The sequence below is a fragment of the Halopiger djelfimassiliensis genome (genome assembly GCF_000455365.1).
Classification (GTDB): Archaea; Halobacteriota; Halobacteria; order Halobacteriales; family Natrialbaceae; genus Halopiger_B; species Halopiger_B djelfimassiliensis.
In genome coordinates this window covers 677918-699476 of the sequence record NZ_HG315684.1, presented here as the reverse complement: position 1 = coordinate 699476, position 21559 = coordinate 677918, and the positions used below count along the sequence as shown (strand labels likewise).

23 protein-coding genes are annotated in these 21559 nt (G+C 63.9%); 10 read left to right on the top strand and 13 right to left on the bottom strand.

The features are described 5' to 3' along the window. Positions 1–139: 139 nt before the first annotated feature. Complete coding sequence (locus TX80_RS03420; RefSeq protein ID WP_049921466.1) at positions 140–877, bottom strand: alpha/beta fold hydrolase; 738 nt, start codon at positions 875–877, stop codon at positions 140–142. 121 nt (positions 878–998) lie between these two features. On the opposite strand from TX80_RS03420, the gene TX80_RS03415 reads away from it, so the two are divergent. Next, positions 999–1670 carry a DUF7095 family protein gene (locus TX80_RS03415; RefSeq protein WP_049921465.1) on the top strand — a complete coding sequence of 224 codons (672 nt, stop codon included), beginning with the start codon at positions 999–1001 and terminating at the stop codon, positions 1668–1670. A 13-nt stretch (positions 1671–1683) separates the two neighbouring features. On the opposite strand, the gene TX80_RS03410 is transcribed toward TX80_RS03415, so the two are convergent. From TX80_RS03410 to TX80_RS03400, 3 genes are read right to left on the bottom strand one after another with little or no spacing between them, the layout of a single operon-like run. Continuing rightward, positions 1684–2469, bottom strand: a complete 786-nt coding sequence (locus TX80_RS03410) for an ABC transporter permease (protein WP_049922179.1) — start codon at positions 2467–2469, stop codon at positions 1684–1686. Next, on the bottom strand, positions 2462–3424 hold the full coding sequence (locus TX80_RS03405) for an ABC transporter ATP-binding protein (RefSeq protein ID WP_049921464.1): 963 nt from the start codon (positions 3422–3424) through the stop codon (positions 2462–2464). The genes TX80_RS03410 and TX80_RS03405 overlap by 8 nt, the downstream gene beginning before the upstream one ends. Before the next feature lie 55 nt (positions 3425–3479). Beyond that, on the bottom strand, positions 3480–4130 hold the full coding sequence (locus TX80_RS03400; protein WP_049921462.1) for a helix-turn-helix domain-containing protein: 651 nt from the start codon (positions 4128–4130) through the stop codon (positions 3480–3482). A 644-nt stretch (positions 4131–4774) separates the two neighbouring features. Here TX80_RS03400 and TX80_RS03395 point away from each other — a divergent pair. Genes TX80_RS03395 through TX80_RS03385 form a run of 3 tightly spaced genes read left to right on the top strand, consistent with a single transcriptional unit; the run spans position 4775 to position 6668 of the window. After that, complete coding sequence (locus TX80_RS03395; RefSeq protein ID WP_049921461.1) at positions 4775–5386, top strand: DUF6230 family protein; 612 nt, start codon at positions 4775–4777, stop codon at positions 5384–5386. A 6-nt stretch (positions 5387–5392) separates the two neighbouring features. Continuing rightward, complete coding sequence (locus TX80_RS03390) at positions 5393–5959, top strand: DUF6114 domain-containing protein (RefSeq protein WP_049921460.1); 567 nt, start codon at positions 5393–5395, stop codon at positions 5957–5959. A gap of 37 nt (positions 5960–5996) precedes the next feature. Further along, entirely contained in the window at positions 5997–6668 is a 672-nt protein-coding gene (locus tag TX80_RS03385) for a hypothetical protein (RefSeq protein ID WP_049921459.1), read from the top strand. 55 nt (positions 6669–6723) lie between these two features. On the opposite strand, the gene TX80_RS03380 is transcribed toward TX80_RS03385, so the two are convergent. Beyond that, a complete protein-coding gene (locus tag TX80_RS03380; protein ID WP_049921458.1) occupies positions 6724–7521 on the bottom strand; it encodes a class I SAM-dependent methyltransferase in 798 nt (265 codons plus the stop codon). A 138-nt stretch (positions 7522–7659) separates the two neighbouring features. Then, complete coding sequence (locus TX80_RS03375) at positions 7660–8529, bottom strand: deoxyribonuclease IV (protein WP_049922177.1); 870 nt, start codon at positions 8527–8529, stop codon at positions 7660–7662. A gap of 100 nt (positions 8530–8629) precedes the next feature. Between TX80_RS03375 and TX80_RS03370 the strand changes: the two genes are divergently transcribed. Then, positions 8630–9310 carry an HAD family hydrolase gene (locus TX80_RS03370; protein ID WP_049922176.1) on the top strand — a complete coding sequence of 227 codons (681 nt, stop codon included), beginning with the start codon at positions 8630–8632 and terminating at the stop codon, positions 9308–9310. Here TX80_RS03370 and TX80_RS03365 read toward each other — a convergent pair. Further along, positions 9304–10140 carry a lipoate--protein ligase family protein gene (locus TX80_RS03365; protein WP_049921457.1) on the bottom strand — a complete coding sequence of 279 codons (837 nt, stop codon included), beginning with the start codon at positions 10138–10140 and terminating at the stop codon, positions 9304–9306. The two genes, TX80_RS03370 and TX80_RS03365, sit on opposite strands and share 7 nt — an antisense overlap. Before the next feature lie 194 nt (positions 10141–10334). Here TX80_RS03365 and TX80_RS03360 point away from each other — a divergent pair, with 194 nt between their 5' ends. After that, entirely contained in the window at positions 10335–11243 is a 909-nt protein-coding gene (locus TX80_RS03360; protein ID WP_049921456.1) for a serine/threonine-protein kinase RIO2, read from the top strand. Between the two features lie 469 nt (positions 11244–11712). Here the strand turns inward: TX80_RS03360 and TX80_RS03355 are convergent, their stop codons facing one another. Continuing rightward, positions 11713–11931, bottom strand: coding sequence for a HalOD1 output domain-containing protein (locus tag TX80_RS03355; RefSeq protein ID WP_049921455.1), 219 nt, complete (start codon positions 11929–11931; stop codon positions 11713–11715). 20 nt (positions 11932–11951) lie between these two features. On the opposite strand from TX80_RS03355, the gene TX80_RS19645 reads away from it, so the two are divergent. Further along, entirely contained in the window at positions 11952–12125 is a 174-nt protein-coding gene (locus tag TX80_RS19645; RefSeq protein WP_154658562.1) for a hypothetical protein, read from the top strand. Positions 12126–12546: 421 nt separating this feature from the next. Here the strand turns inward: TX80_RS19645 and TX80_RS03350 are convergent, their stop codons facing one another. The 3 genes from TX80_RS03350 to TX80_RS03340 form a co-directional block, all read right to left on the bottom strand. After that, positions 12547–13665, bottom strand: coding sequence for a FecCD family ABC transporter permease (locus tag TX80_RS03350; RefSeq protein WP_049921454.1), 1119 nt, complete (start codon positions 13663–13665; stop codon positions 12547–12549). Between the two features lie 7 nt (positions 13666–13672). Next, positions 13673–14815: an ABC transporter substrate-binding protein gene (locus TX80_RS03345; RefSeq protein WP_049921453.1), complete on the bottom strand. Its 1143-nt coding sequence runs from the start codon at positions 14813–14815 to the stop codon at positions 13673–13675. An 85-nt stretch (positions 14816–14900) separates the two neighbouring features. Continuing rightward, complete coding sequence (locus tag TX80_RS03340; RefSeq protein ID WP_049921452.1) at positions 14901–15776, bottom strand: helix-turn-helix transcriptional regulator; 876 nt, start codon at positions 15774–15776, stop codon at positions 14901–14903. A gap of 313 nt (positions 15777–16089) precedes the next feature. Here TX80_RS03340 and TX80_RS03335 point away from each other — a divergent pair, with 313 nt between their 5' ends. After that, entirely contained in the window at positions 16090–16680 is a 591-nt protein-coding gene (locus TX80_RS03335) for a 50S ribosomal protein L15e (RefSeq protein WP_049921451.1), read from the top strand. A 219-nt stretch (positions 16681–16899) separates the two neighbouring features. Then, positions 16900–17334, top strand: coding sequence for a universal stress protein (locus TX80_RS03330; protein WP_049921450.1), 435 nt, complete (start codon positions 16900–16902; stop codon positions 17332–17334). Positions 17335–17386: 52 nt separating this feature from the next. Here the strand turns inward: TX80_RS03330 and TX80_RS03325 are convergent, their stop codons facing one another. Then, positions 17387–18097, bottom strand: coding sequence for a phosphoribosyltransferase family protein (locus TX80_RS03325; protein ID WP_049921449.1), 711 nt, complete (start codon positions 18095–18097; stop codon positions 17387–17389). A gap of 223 nt (positions 18098–18320) precedes the next feature. Between TX80_RS03325 and TX80_RS03320 the strand changes: the two genes are divergently transcribed. After that, a complete protein-coding gene (locus TX80_RS03320; protein ID WP_049921448.1) occupies positions 18321–18938 on the top strand; it encodes a methyltransferase family protein in 618 nt (205 codons plus the stop codon). Positions 18939–19421: 483 nt separating this feature from the next. On the opposite strand, the gene thrS is transcribed toward TX80_RS03320, so the two are convergent. Further along, entirely contained in the window at positions 19422–21389 is a 1968-nt protein-coding gene (thrS, locus tag TX80_RS03315) for a threonine--tRNA ligase (RefSeq protein ID WP_049921447.1), read from the bottom strand. Positions 21390–21559: the final 170 nt, after the last annotated feature.

The window sequence follows — 21559 nt, the reverse complement described above, 5'->3', positions numbered from 1 at the left end:
CGAAAACGAAGTGGATCGATACATATCGTGGTGGCAAACGACCGATCCTCTCAGCCGAACCGACTCGAACGGCGACACACAACTCCGGGCCTCACGGACTACACCGAGCACTCCGGATCTCGGCCTCGAGTCCTGCGTCCTAAGCCCGGACTGGTTCCTCTTCGTCGGCCGCGTCGGTTTCCTCGACGGCTTCGGCACCGTCTTCGAGAGCGGCCAGTAACGTCTCGACGTAGCGCTCGCGGCTGGTCGAGGAGAACAGTTCGTGGCCGCCGTCGTAGAGGACGACGTGTTCGGCGGGGACGCGCTCGCCGATCGGGCGGAGATCGATGAGCGGATCGCGAAGCGAGCAGAAGACGACCGCGTCGTGATCGATCGTCAGGAGGTCCTCCTGTGCGTGGCGGGTTTCCCGAACGAACGCCGGCGACACCCATCGGGGGGTCGTCGCGAGCTGGTGATCGGTTGCCTTCTCACCGATCGCCCGCCGTTCGAGCTCGCCGACCGGGAGGCAGGGAAGCGTCGTTGGAACGTTCGAAATCGCCTCGAGCAGCAGTTCCGGAACGTCGCCGCCGTACCCCCACCACGGACTCAGGTAGACGTGGTTGTCCGCACCGTCGAGGGCCTGCGCGACGAGCGCGCCGGCGCTGTGACCGAGCAACTGGTACTCATCGAGGTCGCGGACGTACTCGGCGACTGGCTCGAGCCAGTCGGCTTTGAAGTCCTCGATGTTGGTCGGGAGTTCGAAGGCGTGGACCCGATAGTCGGCGTCTGTCAGCGTTCCGATGAGCCAACTGACGTTCTCGTGGGTCCAGCGGTTGCCCCAGCCCATGACGAAGACGAGTTCCTCGTCGCCGTCCTCGTTGAAGACGCGGTGTCGCATACGGTTTCGTTGGTCGGGAACCGATAAAAAAGGTGCTCTCTTGACACGACCGACGATCCGGGTTCCGGCCGCGGGCCGGCGCTGAGAAACCGTTTTGCGCCTCGAGCGCTCACACCCGCTAATGAGTGGCTACCCCCGAAGCGACGCGGTCGACCGCCTCGAACGACTCGTCGGGACGGTCGAGAACGAACGGATGCCGGTTCCCGTCCGCGAGGTGTGGGCGTTCGGCGACGTCGCACTCGGACTCGATCCGGTCGAGCGACTCGACGTCTATCTGACCAAGGACATCCTGATGCGCGACGACAGCGACGCCGTCGAAACCGACGTGTCCGACTCGAGTGCGGCGCTCGGAGTCGAGGGAGTTGGCAAGTCCGTTCGGGCAGATTGGGCCGCCGAGTATCCCGAGTACGTGCGGGCCAACCCGAACGGCCACGCCGCCCCCGAGCGGTGTCTGGCCGCCCACCTGCTCGCGGACGACGAGGACGAGCCGATCCATCTCGAGGTCTGTAACGCGTCCTTCGAGGACAACGTCACCCAGCGGTTGCGCGGCGCGAAACGCCGGGAAGACTACACGCAACTGCTCGATCCCCGCGGCGTCTGTCTCTGGGCCGACGGGACCCGAAGCGAGGAGGCGTTCCGGAAGCTCCGCGAGAGCGACCTCGCGTTGCCGACGCTGTCCGACGCCCTCGAGATGCTGGGGCTGGGGGCCGAGGAGGCCGCGACGGCGGCCCGGCAACTCCACGCCTGGCGCGAAGAGCAGGACGGGGTTACGGTGCGGGGTGACGTGGTCTGACGACCGGATCGGCTCAGAGGTCGCGTCTCCGAAACCAGAACTGACTGACGACGACCAGCGCCAGCGTCATTCCGATGAGGATACCCGCACCGGCGAGGTCGTACGTTCCTTCGAGCAGGATTTCGTTCGGATCGAAGTACCGCATCGGGGCGATTGCACCCACTGCCTCGTAGTCGGTGCCCTCGAGCAGGGACTCGACGAGAAAGAGTCCGAAGGTGACTCCGAGGGCGACCCGCTGGGCGATGCTCGCTCGTTCGAAAACGACCGACGCGAGGAGGCCGATCCCGGCACAGGCAAACAGGAACGGGATCGAGAGGAGATGAAGCGCAAGCAGGTCCGCCGCATCGATCGATTCGCCGATCAGGTCCCCGCCGACGAAGACGACAAGCGGCGTCGGGACGTTGACGAGGACGATCGGGACGCTCATGGCGGCGAACTTCTCGCCGACGACGCGGGTCCGGGAAAGCGGCAGCGACAGGAGCAGGTCCATCCGACCCCGATCGACGTCGTCGGCGATCACGCCCGCCGTGCTGTAGGCGAGATAGAGCCCGAGCAGGATGACCCAGCCGAAGACGTAGAGTTCGACGGCGAGAAACCCCTCGAAGCTCGCAAACGTTTGGATCCCCATGACCTGTAACATCGGCTCGGGGTAGGCCTCGAGCAGCTCGTCCATGTCCACGGCCCCGCGAAAGGAGGGGTACACCCAGACGACGAGCGCGGCCAGCGCGGCCAGCGCGAGCGCGAGGACGGTGCTGCCGGTGAGCCGGCGTCGGCCGTCGTACCGCGCGAGTTCACCCATCGTCCGCTCCTGCGTTCGCACGCTCGCCTCTCCGGGGTTCGCGTTCGTCGCCCCCGTAAAACCGCATGAACACGTCTTCGAGCGGCGCTTCTTCGATCGAGAGGTCGAGCAGCCGATACTCGCGAAGCGCCGCGAGCAACGCGTTTACGTCGCCGGTGAACGTAAACGTACACTCGGTGACCGCCGACTGTGTGCGTTCGCTCGGCTTCGACGTCTCGGTCTCGAGGTCGTAGACGCCATCGACCGAGAGCACCTCGTGCGGAATCGCTTCGTCGGCGCGCAGTCGAACGACCTTGCCGCTCCTGTCGAGCAGCGATTCGACGGGTTCGACGGCGACGAGCCGGCCGTTTCGGATGATGCCGACGCGATCGCAGAGGCGTCGGACCTCGCTCAAGACGTGCGAGGAGAAAAAGACCGTCACGCCGCGGTCGCGCTCGGCCCGGAGGAACTCGGCGAACCGCTGTTGCATCAGCGGATCGAGTCCGCTCGTGGGCTCGTCGAGAATCGCCAGATCGGGGTCGTGCATGAACGCCAACACGAGGCCGAGTTTGCGGACGTTGCCGTGCGAGTAGTCCCGTACCTCGCGATCGAGCGGCGGATCGAACCGCTCGAGCAACGCCTCGCTTCGCTCGTCGCCCTTGATCGACGCGTGTAGCTCGAGGACCTCACGCCCGGTCACCGTCTCGTCGAACGCCGGGTTGTCCGGCAGGTAGCCCAGTCGTCGTTTCGCGTCGAGGAGGGCCCGCTCGTCGGTGACGTCGTGTCCCAGCAATCGTGCGGTCCCGGCGGTCGGCGAGAGAAAGCCAAGCAGCGTCCGGATAGTCGTCGTCTTGCCCGCGCCGTTCGGGCCGAGATAGCCGAAGATTTCGCCGCGTTCGACGTCGACCGTGACCCCGTCGTTCGCGACCACCTCGCCGTACGTTTTCGTGAGCGCTTCGAGTTCGATCGCCGCCATACCGACCCCGTTCGACGACTGTCCGTATGTAATTAGGCGTCGGGTCGTGAGAGGGTCAGGGGACGATCTGGGTGAGAATCGTCGATTCGATCTTCCGCAGGTGGCCGCCGACCGTCCCTCCGGTACAGCCCAGCTTCTCGCCGATGTCTTCGTGGGTCACCGCCCGCGGGACGTTGTAGTACCCCATGTCGACGGCCGTCCGAAGGATCTCCTGTTGGCGGTCGGTAAGTTGGGAGAACAGTCGATTCGTGTTCGGTTCGTACCGACCCGTCTTGAGGAGCTTGAGCCTGATTCCGTCGGGAACGTCCGGAATGGCCTCCTGAAAGCTCTTTACGTCGCCGATCATCGTGACCCGAAGACCACCACGGCGCGTAAACTCGAGGGGTGTATCGTAGATGAACTCGAACTCCCGGAGCATGCTCAACAGCCCGACGAGCCTGTTGTGTGCTTCGATGTGGGCGTAGGCGTGGTGTGTGCCGTCGACGGTCGAAAGCTGGTACTGGTTGATCATCGACGACTCCGAGAGGATCGATTCGAGAACCGTCCTGTCGCCCGAGAACTGGTAGAGCGCGACGATCGTCTCGTCGGCGAGGAGATTGACGTTGTGGAGGAGTTCGCGCGTAACGTCGGGGTGTTCCTCGATCCGCCGATCGAGCGGGTGCAGTCCCTCGTCGTCGGGGATAATGACGCATTTCGCGTATCTCATCGTCGAACGGTCACGACATCGTGGACGTATTTCCAATTATCGTTTACCATAATTATGGCGTCCGATCGGCGGCGATCCCTCGGGTCCATCGCTGCCGCGAAACTGCGACGAGCCGACGGAAAGCCGGCGGCCGTCGGGCTGAGCGACGGCAGGGAGAACCGCAGCGGTGAGCAACGGTAGTCGTGGTATCCGATACCTACACTCATGGGGGGGACGTGGTGCACCGATCGATTTCGAACCGTTTCGTTCGCATGCTCCGACACGAACGGTTCTCCCGGATAGTCGTTCCGCCGCGTTTCCGCGCCTCTTTATACCGAGGCGAATATGGCCGCCGTTAGGCGGAGAACGATGTCGGTACTTTCGGGCTTGCAGGGATAACTCTCGTCGTCCGGTGAGGTGTCCTCTCAAGCCCTCTCCGCGGGTTAAAATCTCTTCTAGATCGGATTCCGAATCAGAACCGAGATAATATTCGCACCCGGTCAGTTATAAATGCTCCCTCATACAAGGAGGAAAAATGATTTGAAATCGTGTTGGGTGTGCTCCTGTGACGCACGAGATGCGGCCACGAAGTCGAAGCGAAAACGGCGCGAAACGGGCGTATCGAACGAAAGCAACCGAACCGGCCGTTCGGAGGTGGACGTAGTATGTACCGCCGCAAGCGGCTGGTGACCGGGACCTGCACCTCGTTCCTGATCGTCACGCTTGTCGGTCTCATCGTCCTCTCATCAGGGACGGCCTATGCGACGGCGATGGCCACTGCCAGCGGCAGCGGGTTCACCGTCACGGCCGACGAGATCAGATCCGACGAGTTCCTCCTCTATCCCAGCGTCGGGGAAGACACCGAGGGGGAGACGCCGGTTGCTGTCGTCGAACAGCGTAACGTCGAGATCGACGGCATGGTACTAAGCGGGGAACAATCCGTTCCCCTGATCGACGGCTCGATGGAGATCTCGTTCGCCGCCGACGGAACGGTCGAAGCCGACGAGCAGTACATCAAACTCACCGACTTGCAGGCGGAAGAGGCGACGTTCAACGGACAGGTCGTCAACGCCAGGGCGAGCGATAATCCGGAACGGCAGTTCCAACAGACGGCCGGCGAAAACGCCGATCCCGAGAACGGCCACCTCACGGACATCTCCGGAGAGAGCCCCGGAATGGTCCAACAAGACGTCGAGATGGATGCGGTGTACCTCGCCTCGAACGAGATCACACTCCCCGGTCTCGACGTCGACGTGGAATTCCATTCCGACGGGTGATCGCCCATGTCTCCCGAAAACGGCCAGAACGAGTCCGAGTCCCCACCCACACGGGTCAGCCGGCGGATCGGCTCTCAGTGGAGCCGATTCAACGCCTGGCGAACGGGACGCCCGTTCCTGGGCGGTATCCTGCTGTGTCTGGGCGGCGTCCTCATCACCTGGGTTCCGATGCGGATCCTGCCGGATCTCGCCTTCATCGGCGGACAAATGGCGGGCTATCTCGCGATCGGGTCCCTCTTCGGCGTGTTCGTTTTTCTGTCGGGAGTCTACGCGCTGTACAAGCCGGCCAGCGCCGACGTGATCGGCGTCGTCGGGATCGTTCTGTCGATCTTCTCGCTGTTCGGATCGCTCGGCGGGTTGCTGATCGGCATGTTACTCGGCATCCTTGGCGGGAACCTCTGTCTCGCTTGGAAGCCGGGCGACGAAGCCACCGACGACGACGGCTCGGATCCGAGCGTGATCGACAAAGCGGCGGCCCGGATCGACGCGGGGTTCGATCGCCTCCTCGGCAAGATACGCCTTGCCTGTCGCGCGGGCATCGAACGCATCAAACGGCGGGGTATCGACGAGTGACGCCGGGACGAACCGGACCGACGAACCGCCCCGACGCATGATCCGGACCAGTGTGCTCGTCGTCGTGTTGGCCGTCGCCCTCGGCGGTGCCGCGGTCGGAACGTCCCACGTGGCCGGTCAGGCCGACGAGCCAGTCGTCACGGTCGACCTCGGGGCGATCGAAGGTGCGACCGTCTGCGCCCAGCAGTTCGCGCCGGATACCAACGGGATCGTCATTCGAAGCGACGATGGGAACGTCACGATCCACCTCGACGGGACCAGACGCGTCGAACTCGGGGAACCGCGCTCCTCCGAGGGAGCCATCGTGTTACGGACGGATCGGCGAAACGAGACGCTCAACGACCTCGCGGCGGCCGAGGAGTGTTTCACGGCTCGACGAACCGACATCGTCGTCGACGCCCGCTCGGTCGAGTTGCGGAGCCTCTCCGTGACCGAATACGCCGTCGAGGTCGGCTCGAAAAGCGACGTCCCCGTGCCCACCCCGTTCGACCCACCGCACGAAAGCGACGGTGAGGACGGGGGCAACGAAACAGATACTCGAGGTAACGAGCCCGATAGCCGGGTCGACGAGACCGACGGGCAGGGCAACGAAAGCGACGGCACCCCGAGCGACTCGGCTGGCGATCCCATATCGAACGACTCCGATGGCTGGAGCACGAACGCCAGCGGCCTGGTCGGCAGCGGACTGCGGGCGCTCCGACCGCAGTGACGGGAACGGAGCCGGCGCGCTCGGACCGGAAAACGCGGTCTCGGTCCGTTGCAGACTAGGGCACGCGGCCGACCGTCACGTAGAACGGGACGACTTCCTCGCGTCGATACTCGCGGTCGCGCATCTGCTCGATTACGGCTCGCCCCATCTCACGCCACGACCCCCGGAGGTCGTCGTACTCGCCTTCGGTGAGTTCGCCCGCGAGCATCGTCTCCCGGTCGTCGGCCAGTCCGTCGCCGGTCGCCTTGCGCCGGGCGGCTGCCAGCGCACTCTCGGTGTACGGCGGTTCGACCGTTCGCACGTGGTCGTACTGGCGGGTCTCGAGTAGCTCCAGCTCCGCCGCCTCGAAGGCCTCGCTGGTGTCCGCCCCGAGCGTGACGTCGGTGTCGACGCCTTCGAGATAGGCCTGCCGGGCGCGCCGCTCGAGCCGGTCCTCGTCGTCGACGCTGGAGTCGATCTCGACCGCAGCGTTGTCGGGTTCGACGGCCGCCACCAGGTCCGTCGAAACGCGGGCGAACTCGGCCACGGCGGCCGCTGGATCGGGGAGGTTGATCAAAAGCGCCTGACAGACGACGAGATCGAAGGCGTCGTCCGGGAACGGTAGCCGCAGGGCATCGCCGGCGACGGTCGGAACGTACTCGCTGGCGGCCGCGAGCAGCCCCGGATCGGCATCGCAGCCGATCACGTCTCCCGGTGACTCCGCGGCGAGAACGCGGCTCAGTTCGCCGGTCCCACAGCCCACGTCGAGGATCCGGTCGCGGGACTCGAGAGCCAGCGGCTCGAGGGCGCGTCTGGAGTCGTCCCACATCCCCTCGCGGGTCCGATTGAGATAGGATTCGGAGAACTCTCGCACGGCCCCCGATAACGGCGGCCCGAGTAAAAACGGGTCGATTCGTCGTGTCCGTCCCGGCTGCCGTCGGGTGCAGGGACACTCACTGCTCTCGCTCGGGTGTGCCGGCGAGCGGACCGCGTGCTGTGCCGATCGGAGCGGTCACTCCTCTCGGAGTTCCGTGACCTTCTCGATGTTCCACTCGAACCCGCGGCCGTCCTCGGTGGGTGTCTCGAGCGCGAACGGCAGGTCCCGGAGGTCCGGATGGTTGACGATCGCCTTCATGCCGTCCTCGCCGATGTACCCTTCGCCGATGTGGGCGTGTTCGTCCTTGTGCGTGCCGACGTCGTGTTTCGAGTCGTTGAGGTGGATGTACTCGAGGTACTCCAGCCCGACCTCGTCGTCGAACCGCTGGACGGTCTCGTCGACGGCTTCCGGCGTCGTCAGGTCGTTGCCCGCGACCAGCGTGTGCGCGGTGTCGATACAGATGCCGATGTCGGTTTCGGTGCGGTCGATGATGCCCGAAAGGTGTTCGAACTCGCCGCCGAGTTTCGTCCCGCTGCCGGCGTCGGACTCGATGAGGATCGTCACGTCGTCGGGGACGTCGAGCTCGTCGATGACGCTTGCGGCGTTGTCCAGCCCCTGCTCAACGCCTGCGCCCGTGTGTGCGCCCAGATGGACGTTCACGTACGGAATCCCGAGTTTATCGGCGGCGTCGAGCTCCGCCTGCATGCTCGCTTTGGACTTGCGCCGGAGGTCTTCCTTCGGGGTACAGAGGTTGACCAGGTACGCCGAGTGGATCACCCACGGCCCCTCGAGTTGCGTTTCGGTTTCCGTCCGGAACCCCTCGGCGGCCTCGTCGCTGATCTCGGGTTGAGCCCAGACCTGCGGCGAGGTGGTGAATATCTGTCCACAGTTGCCGCCGAACGCGACCTGTCGATGGACCGCGTTGCGGATGTCGTCGTACGGCGGCGTCTCGTCGTCGGAGGAGACGCGCGATCCGGAGATCGAAACGTGTGCGCCGACCTTTATCGTCATGGATTCCCGTCAGTACCGGGCCGTGATAGGTATAACGGAGCGGGCCGGCAGCCGACCGGAACAGTCAACCTACTGTCCAGAGTACGTGAAACAAGTGACGGAATACGAGACGGTTCTCTTCGACAACGACGGCATCCTCGTCGATCCGCCCGCAGCCGAGACACAACGCGAAGCGACGCAGGCCGCGTTTCGAGAGGTAGGGGTTACCGATATCGACGAACAGCACCTGAACGCGATCGTCACCGGCGTGACCGTCGACGGGCTCGCGGAACTCTGTACGGACTGTGGGATCGATCCGGAGACGTTCTGGGCAGCGCGCGAACGCCACGACGAACGATCGCAACTCGAGGCGTTCGAATCGGGAACGCGAGGCTGCTACGACGATGTCGCCTGCCTTACCGAGCTCTCTCAGCCCTGTGGCGTCGTCAGCAACAACCACCACAGTACGGTCGCGTTCGTACTGGAGTTCTTCGGACTTTGCCCGCTGTTTGATACGTACTACGGCCGGGAGAAGACCGTCGAAAGCCTCCGGCTGAAGAAACCGAACCCGCACTATCTCGAGCGGGCCCTCGCCGATCTCGACGCCGAATCGGCACTCTACGTCGGCGATAGCGAAAGCGACGTAGTCGCGGCCGACCGAGCGGGGATCGACTCGGCGTTCGTTCGACGGTCCCACTGCCGCGACGCGACCCTCTCGGTGACGCCGACCTACGAGGTCGCGACGCTCCACGAGGTCGTCCGAATCGCCGACGGTCGATCGGTCTGCACTCAGTGATCGTCGGCCTCGAGGGCCTCCCGGTCGCGTACCCACGCGTCGGTGCCGAACTTCCGGGCGGCGAGATCGCGGGCGGCCTCGAGTTCGCCGTCGCGCCAGTCGCCGTCGTCCGCGTCACACCAGTCACCCAGTGCCTCGGCGATCGCATCGACCGCCGCCTCCCGATCGATGCCGGCCTGTTCGCGGATGCTCGTCACCCGATCGGCGAAGGTCGTGGGCTCGAGATCCGCATCGAAGACGCCGACGTGGCGCTCCGGCTTGCGGTCGTAGCTGATCGAGCCGTGCTGGATGACCACGTCGCGCTGGCGGTACTGGGCGTTGCCGCTGATCTTGCCGGCATCCGCGCCCGATCCCGCGGGCGCGACGATATCATGTGCCGGGTTGATATCGCGCAGGTAGCACGAGGGCTGGTAGATCGCGTCCTGTTCGGCCGCCGCGAAGTCCGCGTCGACGCCCATCTGCTCGAACGCCTCGAGGATCGGTCGACAGAACAGTTCGTAACAATCCATCAGGTCGCCGGGCACTTCGTCCGCCGGCGCTACGATGGTGTACGAGATGTCGGCGTACCGGTCGTGATAGATCCCCCCGCCGCCCGTCTGACGACGTGTGACATCGATCCCCTCGCGTTCGCAGTACTCCCAGTCGACGCTGTCGGCGTCCTGTCGATAGCCCAGCGAGAGCGTGCTCGGCTCCCACGAGTAGACCCGCACCGTCCGCAGGTCGTCCTCGAGTGCGGTGCGTGCCGCCACCTCTTCGATCGCCATCTGTGTCGCCCCGGTACGGGGTTCGTCCCGGATCAGTCGCCACTCTCGCTCGGCGAGGTCGGTCATACTCGCTCAATTGCAAGCAATCCAGTTATGGATTGTGTCGATCCAACGCTTCGAGCCGACTGCGTCGCGTTCGACAGCGAATTCTATATCACGACATACGGTTCACAGGGGCTGCGTCCGGCACAAGACGCCCGCGGCCGACGGACGAATCACGCGTCACGACGTTTTTACGTTCACGCCGGTTACGCCGCTACATGGTGCGGAACGTCGCCGGATTACTGCCGGAACTCGAGGAAGAAGACTTCTATCTCCTTTCGGGCGTCGAACAGGGGATGCGCTTCTCCGAGTGGGTCCAGCGGGAGAAGCTCCCGAAGTTCTCCGGCCTGACCGAAGAGGAGGTCGACTATCGGCTCGAACGCTGTCTCAAGCGCGGGCTGATCGAGAAGAAGACGATCCAGTACGAGGGCTATACGCTTCAGTTCGAGGGCTACGATACGCTCGCGCTGCGGGCGCTCGTCGAGCGGGACACGATCGGCGAGTTCGGTTCGCCGCTTGGCGTCGGTAAGGAAAGCGACGTCTACGAGGTCCGTTCGTACAAACCGCTGGCGCTCAAGTACCACCGCGAGGGGTACACGAACTTCCGGGAGGTCCACAAGGAACGGGATTACGCCGCGGACAACGAGCACGTCTCCTGGATGTACACCGCCCGGAAGGCCGCCGAACGCGAACACGAGATCCTCGAGGGACTGTATCCGGACGTCTCGGTACCACGGCCCGTCGATCAGAACCGCCACGCGATCGTCATGGAGAAGATGGACGGCGTCGAACTCTCGCGGACGAAACTCGAGGACGAACAAGTGCTCGGCGTCCTCGAGTTACTGTTGGCCGAAGTCGCGCGCGCATACGAACACGGGTACGTTCACGCGGACATGAGCGAGTACAACGTCTTCGTCAACGAGGAGGGGGTGAAGATCTTCGACTGGCCACAGGCCGTCCCGACCGACCACGAGAACGCAACCGAATTCCTCGAGCGGGACGTGACGAACCTGATCGGCTACTTCCGACGCAAGTATCCCCAGCACGTTCCCGACGACCTCGACGCCGCCGACGTCGCTGGAGCCATCGCGGCCGGTTCGTTCGAGTCGCTCGAGGCCTACGTTTGAGCCGCGGGCGTTTCGGAACTGCGTTCTGACGACGGGATCCGGTTCTCGAGCGGCTGCGCTTCGGGAGCCGTAGCGTCTCCGTCGACCATCGGCTGTCCGACCGGTTATCTGATGAATCGGATATCGATATACGAAATCCGTCGGTTACCGTTCCGAAACCGATCCAATAGAATCGCTGGTATTTCAGACAATGGCGATTAATCGATGGAAGAAGAAGCGCACGAGCTTTTTTAGAGAACGCCAAGCACGTCCAAAGTGAGGACCTCTAGGTGGCCCTCGTCGCGCAACCGCCGACGGGACCTCGATCTCGACGCTACCGAGGACGTCGTCCGTCTCGACGGCGCAACGAACCCGTCTCAACCGGCGTGACCGAGACGCGTTCCCGTTCCATGGCTGGTCATCCGACAGCACAAGCGACAACGGCTCGAGAAAAGGGGGTGGTCGTCAACCGATCCGAATCGACGACCGGTCACCGATCCGCGTCGATCACCGTCACCTCGTCGGGGTCGGAGCCAACCACTACGCGGTAGCCGCCGTACTCGAATCGGACGGTAACGTCCGCGTTCGACTCGAGCACCGTGGTCAGCGCCTCGGGATCGACGGCGTCGTACAGCGGTGGCAAGGCCGATCGATCGCAACCCTCATGGGCCGCGATTCGTGTAAGTGCCGTGGCGAGTGCTGGATGCATCGTGATCGTCGGGGGAGACGGTGAGCGTCAGTACGAACGTCGTCTCGCAGTTCGAGCACGTTGCCGGCTCCGTGATCGGGGCGATACGAACGTCGGTGCCACAATCGCAGTGGAACGTTATTCTCGAGGTCATGATTGTCGGGTTACAGGCCCCGACGCAGCGGAACACACTCCAGCGAGCGACACAGCGATAGCTACGACTGGTTCGGCGGGACGTCGGCAAGTCTTTATTTCGCCAACGCCAATGGTGGATTGCTCCCGCTTCGCGGGGGCAATGGGCGAGTCGGAGTGCAAGCTTGGCGGCTGGGCACTCCGGCTCGGCGCACTTTCGTGCGCATCTCTGCGTTACGCAAGCAATCCTAAAGAACGTTAGGATACTAACTGGTTGGTCCGTTTCGATAAAACGCGATGCCCCCCAAGGGGGCGGGTAATTGCGCGGCGCACAGAGCGCGCCGCGCTCGAGGAAAGTCGGGTCTACTGATTCGAGACGGTACGCGGCACTGTGTTACTGATAGGATAGGAGAGAAACCCGAGGACCCGGCCGTCGCCGACGCGTGTGCCCGACGGGGGTGGGAACGGGCCGAAGGGGAGCGAGACAGCGACCCGCGGTCGCCGCTAGACCGACCCCATGTCCTCCTGCTTTCGCATCAGATAGAGGAAGTACGGCCCGCCGATGAGGCCGGTGACGATTCCGACCGGAAGCTGGACGGGGTTCAGGGCGAGACGTGCGCCGACGTCCGCTCCGACCAGCAACGCGGGGCCGACGAACAGACAGCCGACGAGGAGCCGTTTCGTGTCGTTGCCGACGATGTTCCGGACCATGTGCGGAACGATCAATCCGACGAAGCCGACGAGGCCCGCGACGGCGATCGCCGCGGCCGTCGACAGGATCGCGATCCCGGCAACCAAAAAGCGCACCCGTTCGACGGGCATGCCGAGCGATCGTGCGGTTTCCTCTCCCAGCAGTAGGACATCGAGCTGGCGCGTAACGGCGAAGGCCAACACGAGCGCGAGTATCGTAAACGGGAGCGCGATGCGAACCTGTTCCCAGTCCGTCCCGAGAAGCGAACCCGACAGCCACGTCTGGGCCGCCATCGCGATTCCCAGATCGTCGATGAAAAAGAACAGCGCCCGCTGGAGGGAGCCGAACACGGTGCCGACGATGACGCCGGCGAGCACGAGCCGGATCGGGCTGGTCCCGTTTTTCCACGCGATGGCGTAGACGAGCAGGAAGGCGAGCGCGCCGCCGGCGGCCGCTAGCAGCGGGAGCCATCCCATCATGCCCGAGAACGTCGTCAGTGTGAGTAGCACGACCAGCCCCGCCCCGTCGCTGACGCCCAGAATGTAGGGGCTTGCGAGCTCGTTTCGGGTCACGACCTGGAAGATCACACCTGAGACGGCCAGGTTCGCGCCGACGAGAATCCCGACGAGGATGCGAGGCAGGCGGATGGTCCAGACGATGTGTTGCCGGGTGGTAAGCCAGTCCGGCACGTCCGAACCGAGCAGAAACGCCCGCCAGATATCGACGTGAAAGAGTATCTGCGGGTCGAACACGGTCCGCCACGCTTCGCCGAACGTCAGCGGGTACGCGCCGAAGCTCACCTGCAGGAGCGTCGCGGCGAGGAGAACGCCGAGACTGCCGAGGATCACCGAAGCCAGACTGGAATCCAGCCACGCGCCCCTCGAGCGGGCGGATCGTGTGTCGTGGTCGGGTGTTGTCGATGACTCCGCCATCGATGGGCTATAACTCCCCGTTGATGATCTCCGCGAGCCGCTGTCGGTCGAAGAGTCGTTCGTCCTCGGGAATCTCGCTGATCGGCCCCGGCCACTCCCCGAACCGTTCCGGATAGACCTGCTTCGCGAGGGCTTCCGTCGAATAGAGGTCGACGATCGGACCCATATACTGGCCGCCGGTCCGGACGACGTTCCCGTTCTGGACCGCGGTCAGTTGCTGTCCGTTCGTATCGTTTTCGAACGGTTCGACGGACCTTTCGACGAACTCCTCGTGCGTTAGCGACGTGAGACCGCCGACGGCACCGATGTAGTCCGGATCGACGTCGAGGAGTTCCTCGTAGCCGATCGGCCCGTCGGGGGTTCGGCCGGCGAACGCATCCTGCAGTCCGAGCTCTCGGTAGGTCCTGGTGTTGTTCGCTTTGGCGTCGATTTCGGCGATTCGGAACTCCCCCGAGTCGGGGTTGACGCCGCGCCAGATCGCGGCGACCGACGGCCGCTCGTCCTCGGGCGGGAGTTCGGCTTGAATGTTCGAGATAAAGTCGTCGTAGAACGTCTGCCACGCCTCGAACTGGTCCTGGCGCTGGAAGATCTCCGCGGCCTTCTCGAACGCACCGTAGAGATCGTACGCCGGCTCGTCGCCGTTGGTTATCGAACTCGAGGCGAACCGAATGGTCGAGCCGAGGAACGGACCGGTCGCCTCTTCGATCTCCGCGATGTCGTCCTCGTTCCAGTTGGCGTAGAACTGCAGCGTTCGCGGATCGATGAGGTGAACGTCGACGTCCGCAGTGTAGAAGTTCTCCTTGTCGTACCCCTCCTCGGCGTCGCCAGCGAGCAACGTGACGGCATCCGTATCGAGGGAGACGTCCGGCAACAGGTCGTAGTATTTCAGGGGTGCGCGATCGAAACTCGCGACGGCGTCGGGTTCGATTCCCAGCGCCATCCCGATATCGAGCCAGACGCTGGGGATCACCGCGTACGATTCCGGCACCGAATCGAACTCGTAACTGCCGTGTGGCTCGACGGTCACGGTGTACGGATCGACGTCCTTGCTCGAATCGTCTTCATCCGCGGTCGGATCACCCGTACAGCCGGCGACGGTCGCTGCAACGAACCCTGCGCTACTGGCGAGTACTGCCCGTCTGCGTGGCATGTTTTAGGCTTACCTAAGAACGTATTAGTGATTCCCCACGTTGCATGTTACACGCCGCGTTACGTGTAATCCAGTCCGTAACGGACTAGTCGTCGGTCGTGCCGGCTCCGGGACGGCGTTGCTCGAGCGGGACTGCAGCGGCTCGTTTCTCGCCAAATAGGTTCCGTGCCCAGTCGACGACCGTCGAATGGGTCGTTCTGACGACGTTGAACCCGCCGGCTTCGGCGTTGCTGACGGACAGAAAGACCGTCTCGTCGTCGATGATATCGACGTTACAGGGGACCGCCTCGTCGACGCTGTAGTATACCGACCGATCCGTTTCGGCTTCGATCCGTCGCCACCGATCGACGAGGTCCGGATCGTCGAGGCTGACCGCGGTCGCGTCGGTATCGAACACGACCTCGGCGTCCGGCGGATCGCCGGCGTGTAACGCCTCGGCGTGAGTGTACATCGGGAGACTCGTAAACGCCCCGACGACGGCGCGGACGGTCGTCGCGCGACCGACGGCGTTGGCGACGACTCGCATCCCCGCGAGCGGATCGGCGCTCTCGGCCGCGACGATATCGGCGTCGGTGAGACACCTGAGTTCGAAGTCGAACCACTCCGTCGGGAGGGAGTCGATCACGTCCGGGGATCGTTGCCCGACGGCGATCGTCTCGAGCAAGCGGTCGAAGTGTTCGTACACTTCTCGGCCCGTATCCGTGGCCGCGTACCGGCCCTCGGCGTGGTCCCGCTCGATCCAGCCCCGATCCGCGAGATCGCCGAGGATCCGACTGAGCGTGACCCTCGTCACGTCGGTTCCCGCCTTCAACTCCTCGCGCGTCCGTGTGCCATCCGCGAGCAACTCGAGGACGCGGACCCTGTGCTCCGAACGCGCGAGAAACGCCGCTCCGTCGATGGCGTCGATCGGCGACTCTCCCCCTCCATCCTGTGTCGATCCGGTGAGTACGCTTTCACTCATCGTCTCCTACTGTCGAACCGTTGTTTAGGTGAGCCTAAAGTATGTCGTTCTCTACTTGACGCGTCCGATCCCGCGCGGCCCGGTGGCTATCGCCAGCGGCTCGATCCTTCATAGAGGGCGTTTAGTGTGTGTTTCACACGCAGGGTGTGGCCGGTTCGAAGCGCTTATACTCGAGAGCTAGATAGTTACGGTAGACTCGCTGGTTCGCGGGCATCAGCGGGCACCTGCACGGCTTTGCCGCAGGTCGGGATGTGATCCGCGGGGCATGGCCCCGGTCGGGATTGAACCAGGAAACGCCCGCGGGTGAACATACATGGCACAAAGCTTCTACTCCCACATCAAGGAGGCATGGAAGGACCCCGACGACGGCAAGCTCGGGGAACTGCAGTGGCAGCGCAAACAGGAATGGCGCAAGCAGGGCGCGATCGAACGGATCGAGCGCCCGACGCGACTCGACAAGGCGCGCGAGCTCGGCTACAAGGCCAAACAGGGTATCGTCGTCACTCGCGTGTCGGTCCGCAAGGGGACCGCCCGAAAACGTCGCTTCAAGGCCGGCCGACGGACCAAGCGACAGGGTGTCAACCGCATCGGACGGCGCAAGAACATCCAGCGCATCGGCGAGGAACGCGTCTCGCGAAAGTACCCCAACCTGCGGGTGCTCAACAGCTACTGGGTCGGTGAAGACGGCAGCCAGAAGTGGTTCGAAGTGATCCTCGTCGATCCGAACCACCCGGCCATCGAGAACGACGACGATCTCAACTGGATCTGCGACGACTCCCACCAGAACCGCGCGTTCCGCGGACTCACCAATGCCGGCAAGGACAACCGCGGCCTCAACAACCGCGGCAAGGGTGCCGAGAAGGTCCGCCCGTCCAACACCGGCGGCCAGGGCCGCGCGAAGTAACGGTTTCGCGCCGCTGTCCTCGATTTTTATCGCGACCCGGACTCGAGAGCGGCAGCTGTCTCCGTCGACAACGGCTCACGACCGCCGTCGCCGTCTCGCTCCGTCTCGACCGCCCGCGCTCGGACGGACTACTCCGGTGTACTCGGGCGAAACGCAGCGTTTCGGACAGAGCGGGAATTGGAGCCGACACTTATCACGTCGGACGCGATACAGCCCTGTATGGCGACTCACGTTCTCGTTCCGGTAGACGACTCCAACCGATCGACCGAAGCGCTCGAGTTCGCGTGCAGCGAGTACCCCGAGGCCCGGATTACTGCGTTGCACGTGCTCGATCCGGGCGATTTCTATGCGGCGACCGGTATCGAGGGTGGCGCAATGGCGAACTACGAGGAGATCCAGCAACACCACGAGCAGCGGGCCGAGGACCTCCTCGAAGAGGTCCGGGAGTTCGCAGCCGAACGCGACCACGAGATCGGGACGGCAAAGGTCGTCGGCGGCGTCTCCCGGTCGATCGTCGACTACGCCGCTGACCACGACGTCGACCACATCGTTATCGGAAGCCACGGCCGAACGGGGGCCAGTCGCATCCTCCTCGGTAGCGTCGCGGAGAACGTGGCTCGGCGGTCGCCGGTCCCGGTGACGATCGTTCGGTAGAGAACGGTCCGGCGCTCGAGGAAAACGAATCGACCGCAAGTCCGTACCGAGATTACACGGTCGTGAGCGCGCCGACGGGTGCATCGGTCCGCTCGCGTGCACGCCGGATGCCGTCGTCGCCGGCGGCGATGAGCGCGAACACTCCGGCGACGTCAGCGTCGGCGGTTTCCGCGATATCCAGCAGCAGTTCCTGCGTCTCGCCCGATCTGATGAGGTCGTCGACGACGAGGACGGACTCGCCCTCGTCGATGGCCGAGGCGGGCAGGTAGTAGGTGAGTTCGATGCCGGACTGCAGACGCTGGCGTGCTTCGATAAACTCCTCGACTGCCGTCTCCTTGCGCTTTTTCGCGTACGCACACCGCGTTCCGTAGTAACTCGCAAGCGACGCCGCGAGGGTGATCCCGTCAGTAGCGGCAGTGAGGACGACGTCCGGCCGGTCGAACTCGAATCCGTTTGCCACGACGGGGGCGACGAGATCGAGGAACGGCTGATCGAAGACCGCACCGGAGTTGTCGACGTAGCCCTCCTCGTCGACCCTGATTCGGGCGTCGAGTTCCGCCGCCAGCGCCTCCCGACCGAGATCCTCGACGACCTCGCGGGCGCGGTCGGTCCCCGGCAGGACGTGTCCGTTGACGTAGCGGTTGAGATCGCCCGCCGGCAGTCCCGTCGTCTCGGCGAGTTCGTCGTAGGTTCGCGTCTCCTTCAGCATCCGCAACACGTCGACGGCCCGCAACTGGAGGGCCGCCTTCTCGGCTCTGTTCATACCGAATATGCACGATCCTGCAACTATGGGGGTTTCGATACGATGACTGTGGGAGATAGCCACGAACGTGGTCAGAAGCGAACACGATCGAACGGCCGAGCGATCGGCTCTCGTCGGTCCACTCGCCGGATAAATCCCCTAGCGTATTCGGGCGAAGTCACAGACCGCTCGGCGACCGATATGGACGTATGCCGACGTTCGATCCATCGACGGTGATGTACCGATGACTGGCGTTCTGACAAGCGGAGTGTTCGCCGTGGGCGTTCTCCTCACCATCACGAATCTCGGCGGTATCGTCGCCAGCGCGTTCGGACTGTGCGGGTACTGGCCACCCGGCGAGCGAAACTGGGCCTACTACACCCACTGGGGAATCTCGCACGCGCTGAACGCGGTGATGCTCGCGCTCACCGTTCTCGACTGGAACAGTCTCGGCCTGCCACGCGGCCCGTCACTGATCGTCGGTGCAGTGGTGTTCGTCGCCGGCTACGGCGTCGCCATCGCGTCCGGACTGGATCTCGGGGTCGAGGAGACGAAGGGACTGGCCGGCGAGTTGCGAACCGGTGGCTGGTACCGTTACTCGAGAAATCCCCAGTACGTCGGCTATCTCGTCGCGACGGTCGGGTTCGCGGTCCTGACGAACTCCACGCTGGTCGCCGTCGTCTGTGCGATCTACATGGGCTGGTGGCTCGCGTTACCGTTCGCCGAGGAGCCGTGGCTACGCGAGCGCTACGGGGAGGATTACGAGCGGTACGCCGAACGCGTCCCGCGGTTTCTCGGCCGCGAAACGCTGCGTGCGCTGGTCGACCGCGATACGGCGGCCGCGTCGGGTTCGGGGACCTGACCCTCGAGTCGGCCGTCGAAGACGGTGACCGCACAGAAGAGGTCCTGCAGATCGGAGGACGAAACGCGGACAGTCGACGCGGGCCGTTACTCGTCCTGCGTAGAACGTGCCGTCACCCTCCTCGACCACGTTCGCAGTCAGTTACCTGATATTTCCTTCAACCTTCGCAATACGTCGATCGCCCGCAACCGGAGGGCTGTCTTCTCGACTCTGTTCAGACGCCCATCTACGAGTATGTATATAGTAGGGTCAACGGTATGTACGCACCATCGAGTATCGGACCGACGATGGCACAAACGGTGTCGTCAATATTCCTGCTGAACCGGAATGTCCACCACACCCGAGTGTATCACGCAAAATCGATCTCTATTATGGAGCCGAGCGGGAGATGACGTATCGAGAAGTAGTACACTGCTGTTGTGACTAATCGGACGACGTAAATCCACGAACGCCGGGATAAACGTTGCAGTACAGACTGCGACGCTACTCGTCCTGCAGGAAGTCGGGCTGGGTTCGCTGTTCCTCGATTTCGTCCTCGAGATGGCGCTTGAACGCGTCGATCTCGACGTCGTACTCCTGGTCCTCGAAGCGGTCCCGGACCGAGATGTTGCCGGCTTCCTCCTCGTTGTCGCCGACGATGATCTGGTAGGGGACGCGATCGTCGTGGGCCGCGCGGATCTTCCGCTCTAGGGTGCTGTCTCGGTCGTCGACCTCGACGCGGAAGTCATCGAACTCGTTTGCCACCCGGTGGGCGTAGCCGAGGTTGTCGTCGGAGATCGGCAGCACGCGGACCTGTTCGGGAGCCAGCCACAGCGGGAACCGGCCTTCGTAGTGCTCGATGAGCATCATGAAGAACCGCTCGTAGCTGCCGTACAGCGCCCGATGGATCATGACCGGCCGGTGTTCCTCGTTGTCCTCGCCGACGTACGAGAGGTCGAACCGCTCGGGCATGTTGAAGTCCAGCTGGACCGTCGGGCCGTCCCACGAGCGGCCGATGGCGTCCTCGAACGCGAAGTCGATCTTCGGGCCGTAGAACGCGCCGTCACCCTCCTCGACCTCGTAGTCGTGGGCGCGGTTCTCGAGGACGGACTCGAGTTGTTCTTCCGCGCGCTCCCAGATCTCGTCGGAGCCAACCGACTTCTCGGGGCGGGTCGCAAGCGCCATCTCGTACTCCAGATCGAACGTCTCGAGGACGTCGGTGATCATGTCCATGATCTCCTCGACCTCCTGTCTGATCTGGTCGGGTCGGATGAACAGGTGGCCGTCGTCGATGGTAAAGGCCCAGACCCGCGAGAGGCCGGAGAGTTCGCCGCGCTGTTCCTTCCGGTAGACCTTGCCGTTCTCGGCGTAGCGGATCGGGAGGTCGCGGTAGCTCCAGGACTGATCCTGGAAGATGGCGGCGTGGCCGGGACAGTTCATCGGCTTCAGGCCGAACTCGTCGTCGCCGACGTCGAAGATGAACATGTCGTCGGCGTAGTTCTCGTAGTGGCCGGAGCGGTGCCACAGATCCGTCTTGAAGACGTGGGGCGTCTCGACGTAGTCGTAGCCTGCGTCCTTGTTGAGGTCCTCGACGAAGGTCTCGAGTTCCTTGAGGACGGTTTTCCCCGGCGGATGATAGAGGGGAAGGCCCGGTCCCGTCACATCCTGAATCGAGAAGAGGTTCATCTCCGACCCGATCCGGCGGTGGTCGCGCTTTTCGGCCTCGCGCTTGCGCTCTAAGAACTCCTCGAGATCGCTCTCGTCCTCGAAGGCCGTCCCGTAGATCCGGGTCTGCATCTCGTTTTCCTCGTCGCCGCGCCAGTAGGCACCGGCGATCTCGAGCAGTTCGACGACGCCGATCTCGCCCGTCGAGTCGACGTGCGGGCCGGCACAGAGGTCCTCCCACTCGCCCTGCCGGTAGAACGAGACGGTGTCGTTCTCGTCGGCGAACTCCTCGAGCAACTCGAGCTTGTAGGGTTCGTCCGCAAGGCGTTCTTCGGCCTCCTCGATCGAGACGTCCTCGCGCTCGATCTCGTAGTCGGCCTCGATGATCTCCGCCATCTCGGCCTCGAGTTCGTCGAGGTCGTCCTCGTCGACGTCGAGGTTGTCGAAATCGTAGTAAAAGCCCTCGTCGGTCGGCGGGCCGATGGCGAGTTTGACTTCGTCCTCGTCGAACAGCCGTTCGACGGCTTGGGCGAGACAGTGGGACGCGGAGTGGCGCATCACGCGCAGGTACTCCTCGCCGCCGTCGTCGGTGACGATCTCGAGTTCGGCCCCGTCGTAGACGGGTTCTTCCTTGGCGACGAGGTCGCCGTCGAGTTTGCCGGCGACCGTGTCGCTGCCGAGGCCGGGACCGATCTCGTAGGCGCAGTCTTCGACCGTCGCATCCGCGTCGACCTCGAGTTCGGAGCCGTCGGGAAGTACGACTGCGATTCGTCCGTCCGCCTGCGGTTCAGGTTCTGATTCTGACATGGTTGTAACTGTGGTGGGATAACTGTCCGGAGAACGCCGGTGGCGTGTCCGTCAGCGAGCGGGCCGTCGACACCGTTTGCTGGTCGGTTCGGGTCGACACAGCGAACGGTAGGTGGGAGTTAGAAGCGGGCACGAGCCCGGCGTGTAAAACGGACACCTACCATCGTGAC

What these genes read in the sequence shown, in the direction of transcription:
- TX80_RS03420 (WP_049921466.1), bottom strand. Translation starts at nt 877, where the DNA reads ATGCGACACCGCGTCTTCAACGAGGACGGCGACGAGGAACTCGTCTTC.
- TX80_RS03415 (WP_049921465.1), top strand. Translation starts at nt 999, where the DNA reads ATGAGTGGCTACCCCCGAAGCGACGCGGTCGACCGCCTCGAACGACTC.
- TX80_RS03410 (WP_049922179.1), bottom strand. Translation starts at nt 2,469, where the DNA reads ATGGGTGAACTCGCGCGGTACGACGGCCGACGCCGGCTCACCGGCAGC.
- TX80_RS03405 (WP_049921464.1), bottom strand. Translation starts at nt 3,424, where the DNA reads ATGGCGGCGATCGAACTCGAAGCGCTCACGAAAACGTACGGCGAGGTG.
- TX80_RS03400 (WP_049921462.1), bottom strand. Translation starts at nt 4,130, where the DNA reads ATGAGATACGCGAAATGCGTCATTATCCCCGACGACGAGGGACTGCAC.
- TX80_RS03395 (WP_049921461.1), top strand. Translation starts at nt 4,775, where the DNA reads ATGTACCGCCGCAAGCGGCTGGTGACCGGGACCTGCACCTCGTTCCTG.
- TX80_RS03390 (WP_049921460.1), top strand. Translation starts at nt 5,393, where the DNA reads ATGTCTCCCGAAAACGGCCAGAACGAGTCCGAGTCCCCACCCACACGG.
- TX80_RS03385 (WP_049921459.1), top strand. Translation starts at nt 5,997, where the DNA reads ATGATCCGGACCAGTGTGCTCGTCGTCGTGTTGGCCGTCGCCCTCGGC.
- TX80_RS03365 (WP_049921457.1), bottom strand. Translation starts at nt 10,140, where the DNA reads ATGACCGACCTCGCCGAGCGAGAGTGGCGACTGATCCGGGACGAACCC.
- TX80_RS03360 (WP_049921456.1), top strand. Translation starts at nt 10,335, where the DNA reads ATGGTGCGGAACGTCGCCGGATTACTGCCGGAACTCGAGGAAGAAGAC.
- TX80_RS03355 (WP_049921455.1), bottom strand. Translation starts at nt 11,931, where the DNA reads ATGCATCCAGCACTCGCCACGGCACTTACACGAATCGCGGCCCATGAG.
- TX80_RS03350 (WP_049921454.1), bottom strand. Translation starts at nt 13,665, where the DNA reads ATGGCGGAGTCATCGACAACACCCGACCACGACACACGATCCGCCCGC.
- TX80_RS03345 (WP_049921453.1), bottom strand. Translation starts at nt 14,815, where the DNA reads ATGCCACGCAGACGGGCAGTACTCGCCAGTAGCGCAGGGTTCGTTGCA.
- TX80_RS03340 (WP_049921452.1), bottom strand. Translation starts at nt 15,776, where the DNA reads ATGAGTGAAAGCGTACTCACCGGATCGACACAGGATGGAGGGGGAGAG.
- TX80_RS03335 (WP_049921451.1), top strand. Translation starts at nt 16,090, where the DNA reads ATGGCACAAAGCTTCTACTCCCACATCAAGGAGGCATGGAAGGACCCC.
- TX80_RS03330 (WP_049921450.1), top strand. Translation starts at nt 16,900, where the DNA reads ATGGCGACTCACGTTCTCGTTCCGGTAGACGACTCCAACCGATCGACC.
- TX80_RS03325 (WP_049921449.1), bottom strand. Translation starts at nt 18,097, where the DNA reads ATGAACAGAGCCGAGAAGGCGGCCCTCCAGTTGCGGGCCGTCGACGTG.
- TX80_RS03320 (WP_049921448.1), top strand. Translation starts at nt 18,321, where the DNA reads ATGACTGGCGTTCTGACAAGCGGAGTGTTCGCCGTGGGCGTTCTCCTC.
- thrS (WP_049921447.1), bottom strand. Translation starts at nt 21,389, where the DNA reads ATGTCAGAATCAGAACCTGAACCGCAGGCGGACGGACGAATCGCAGTC.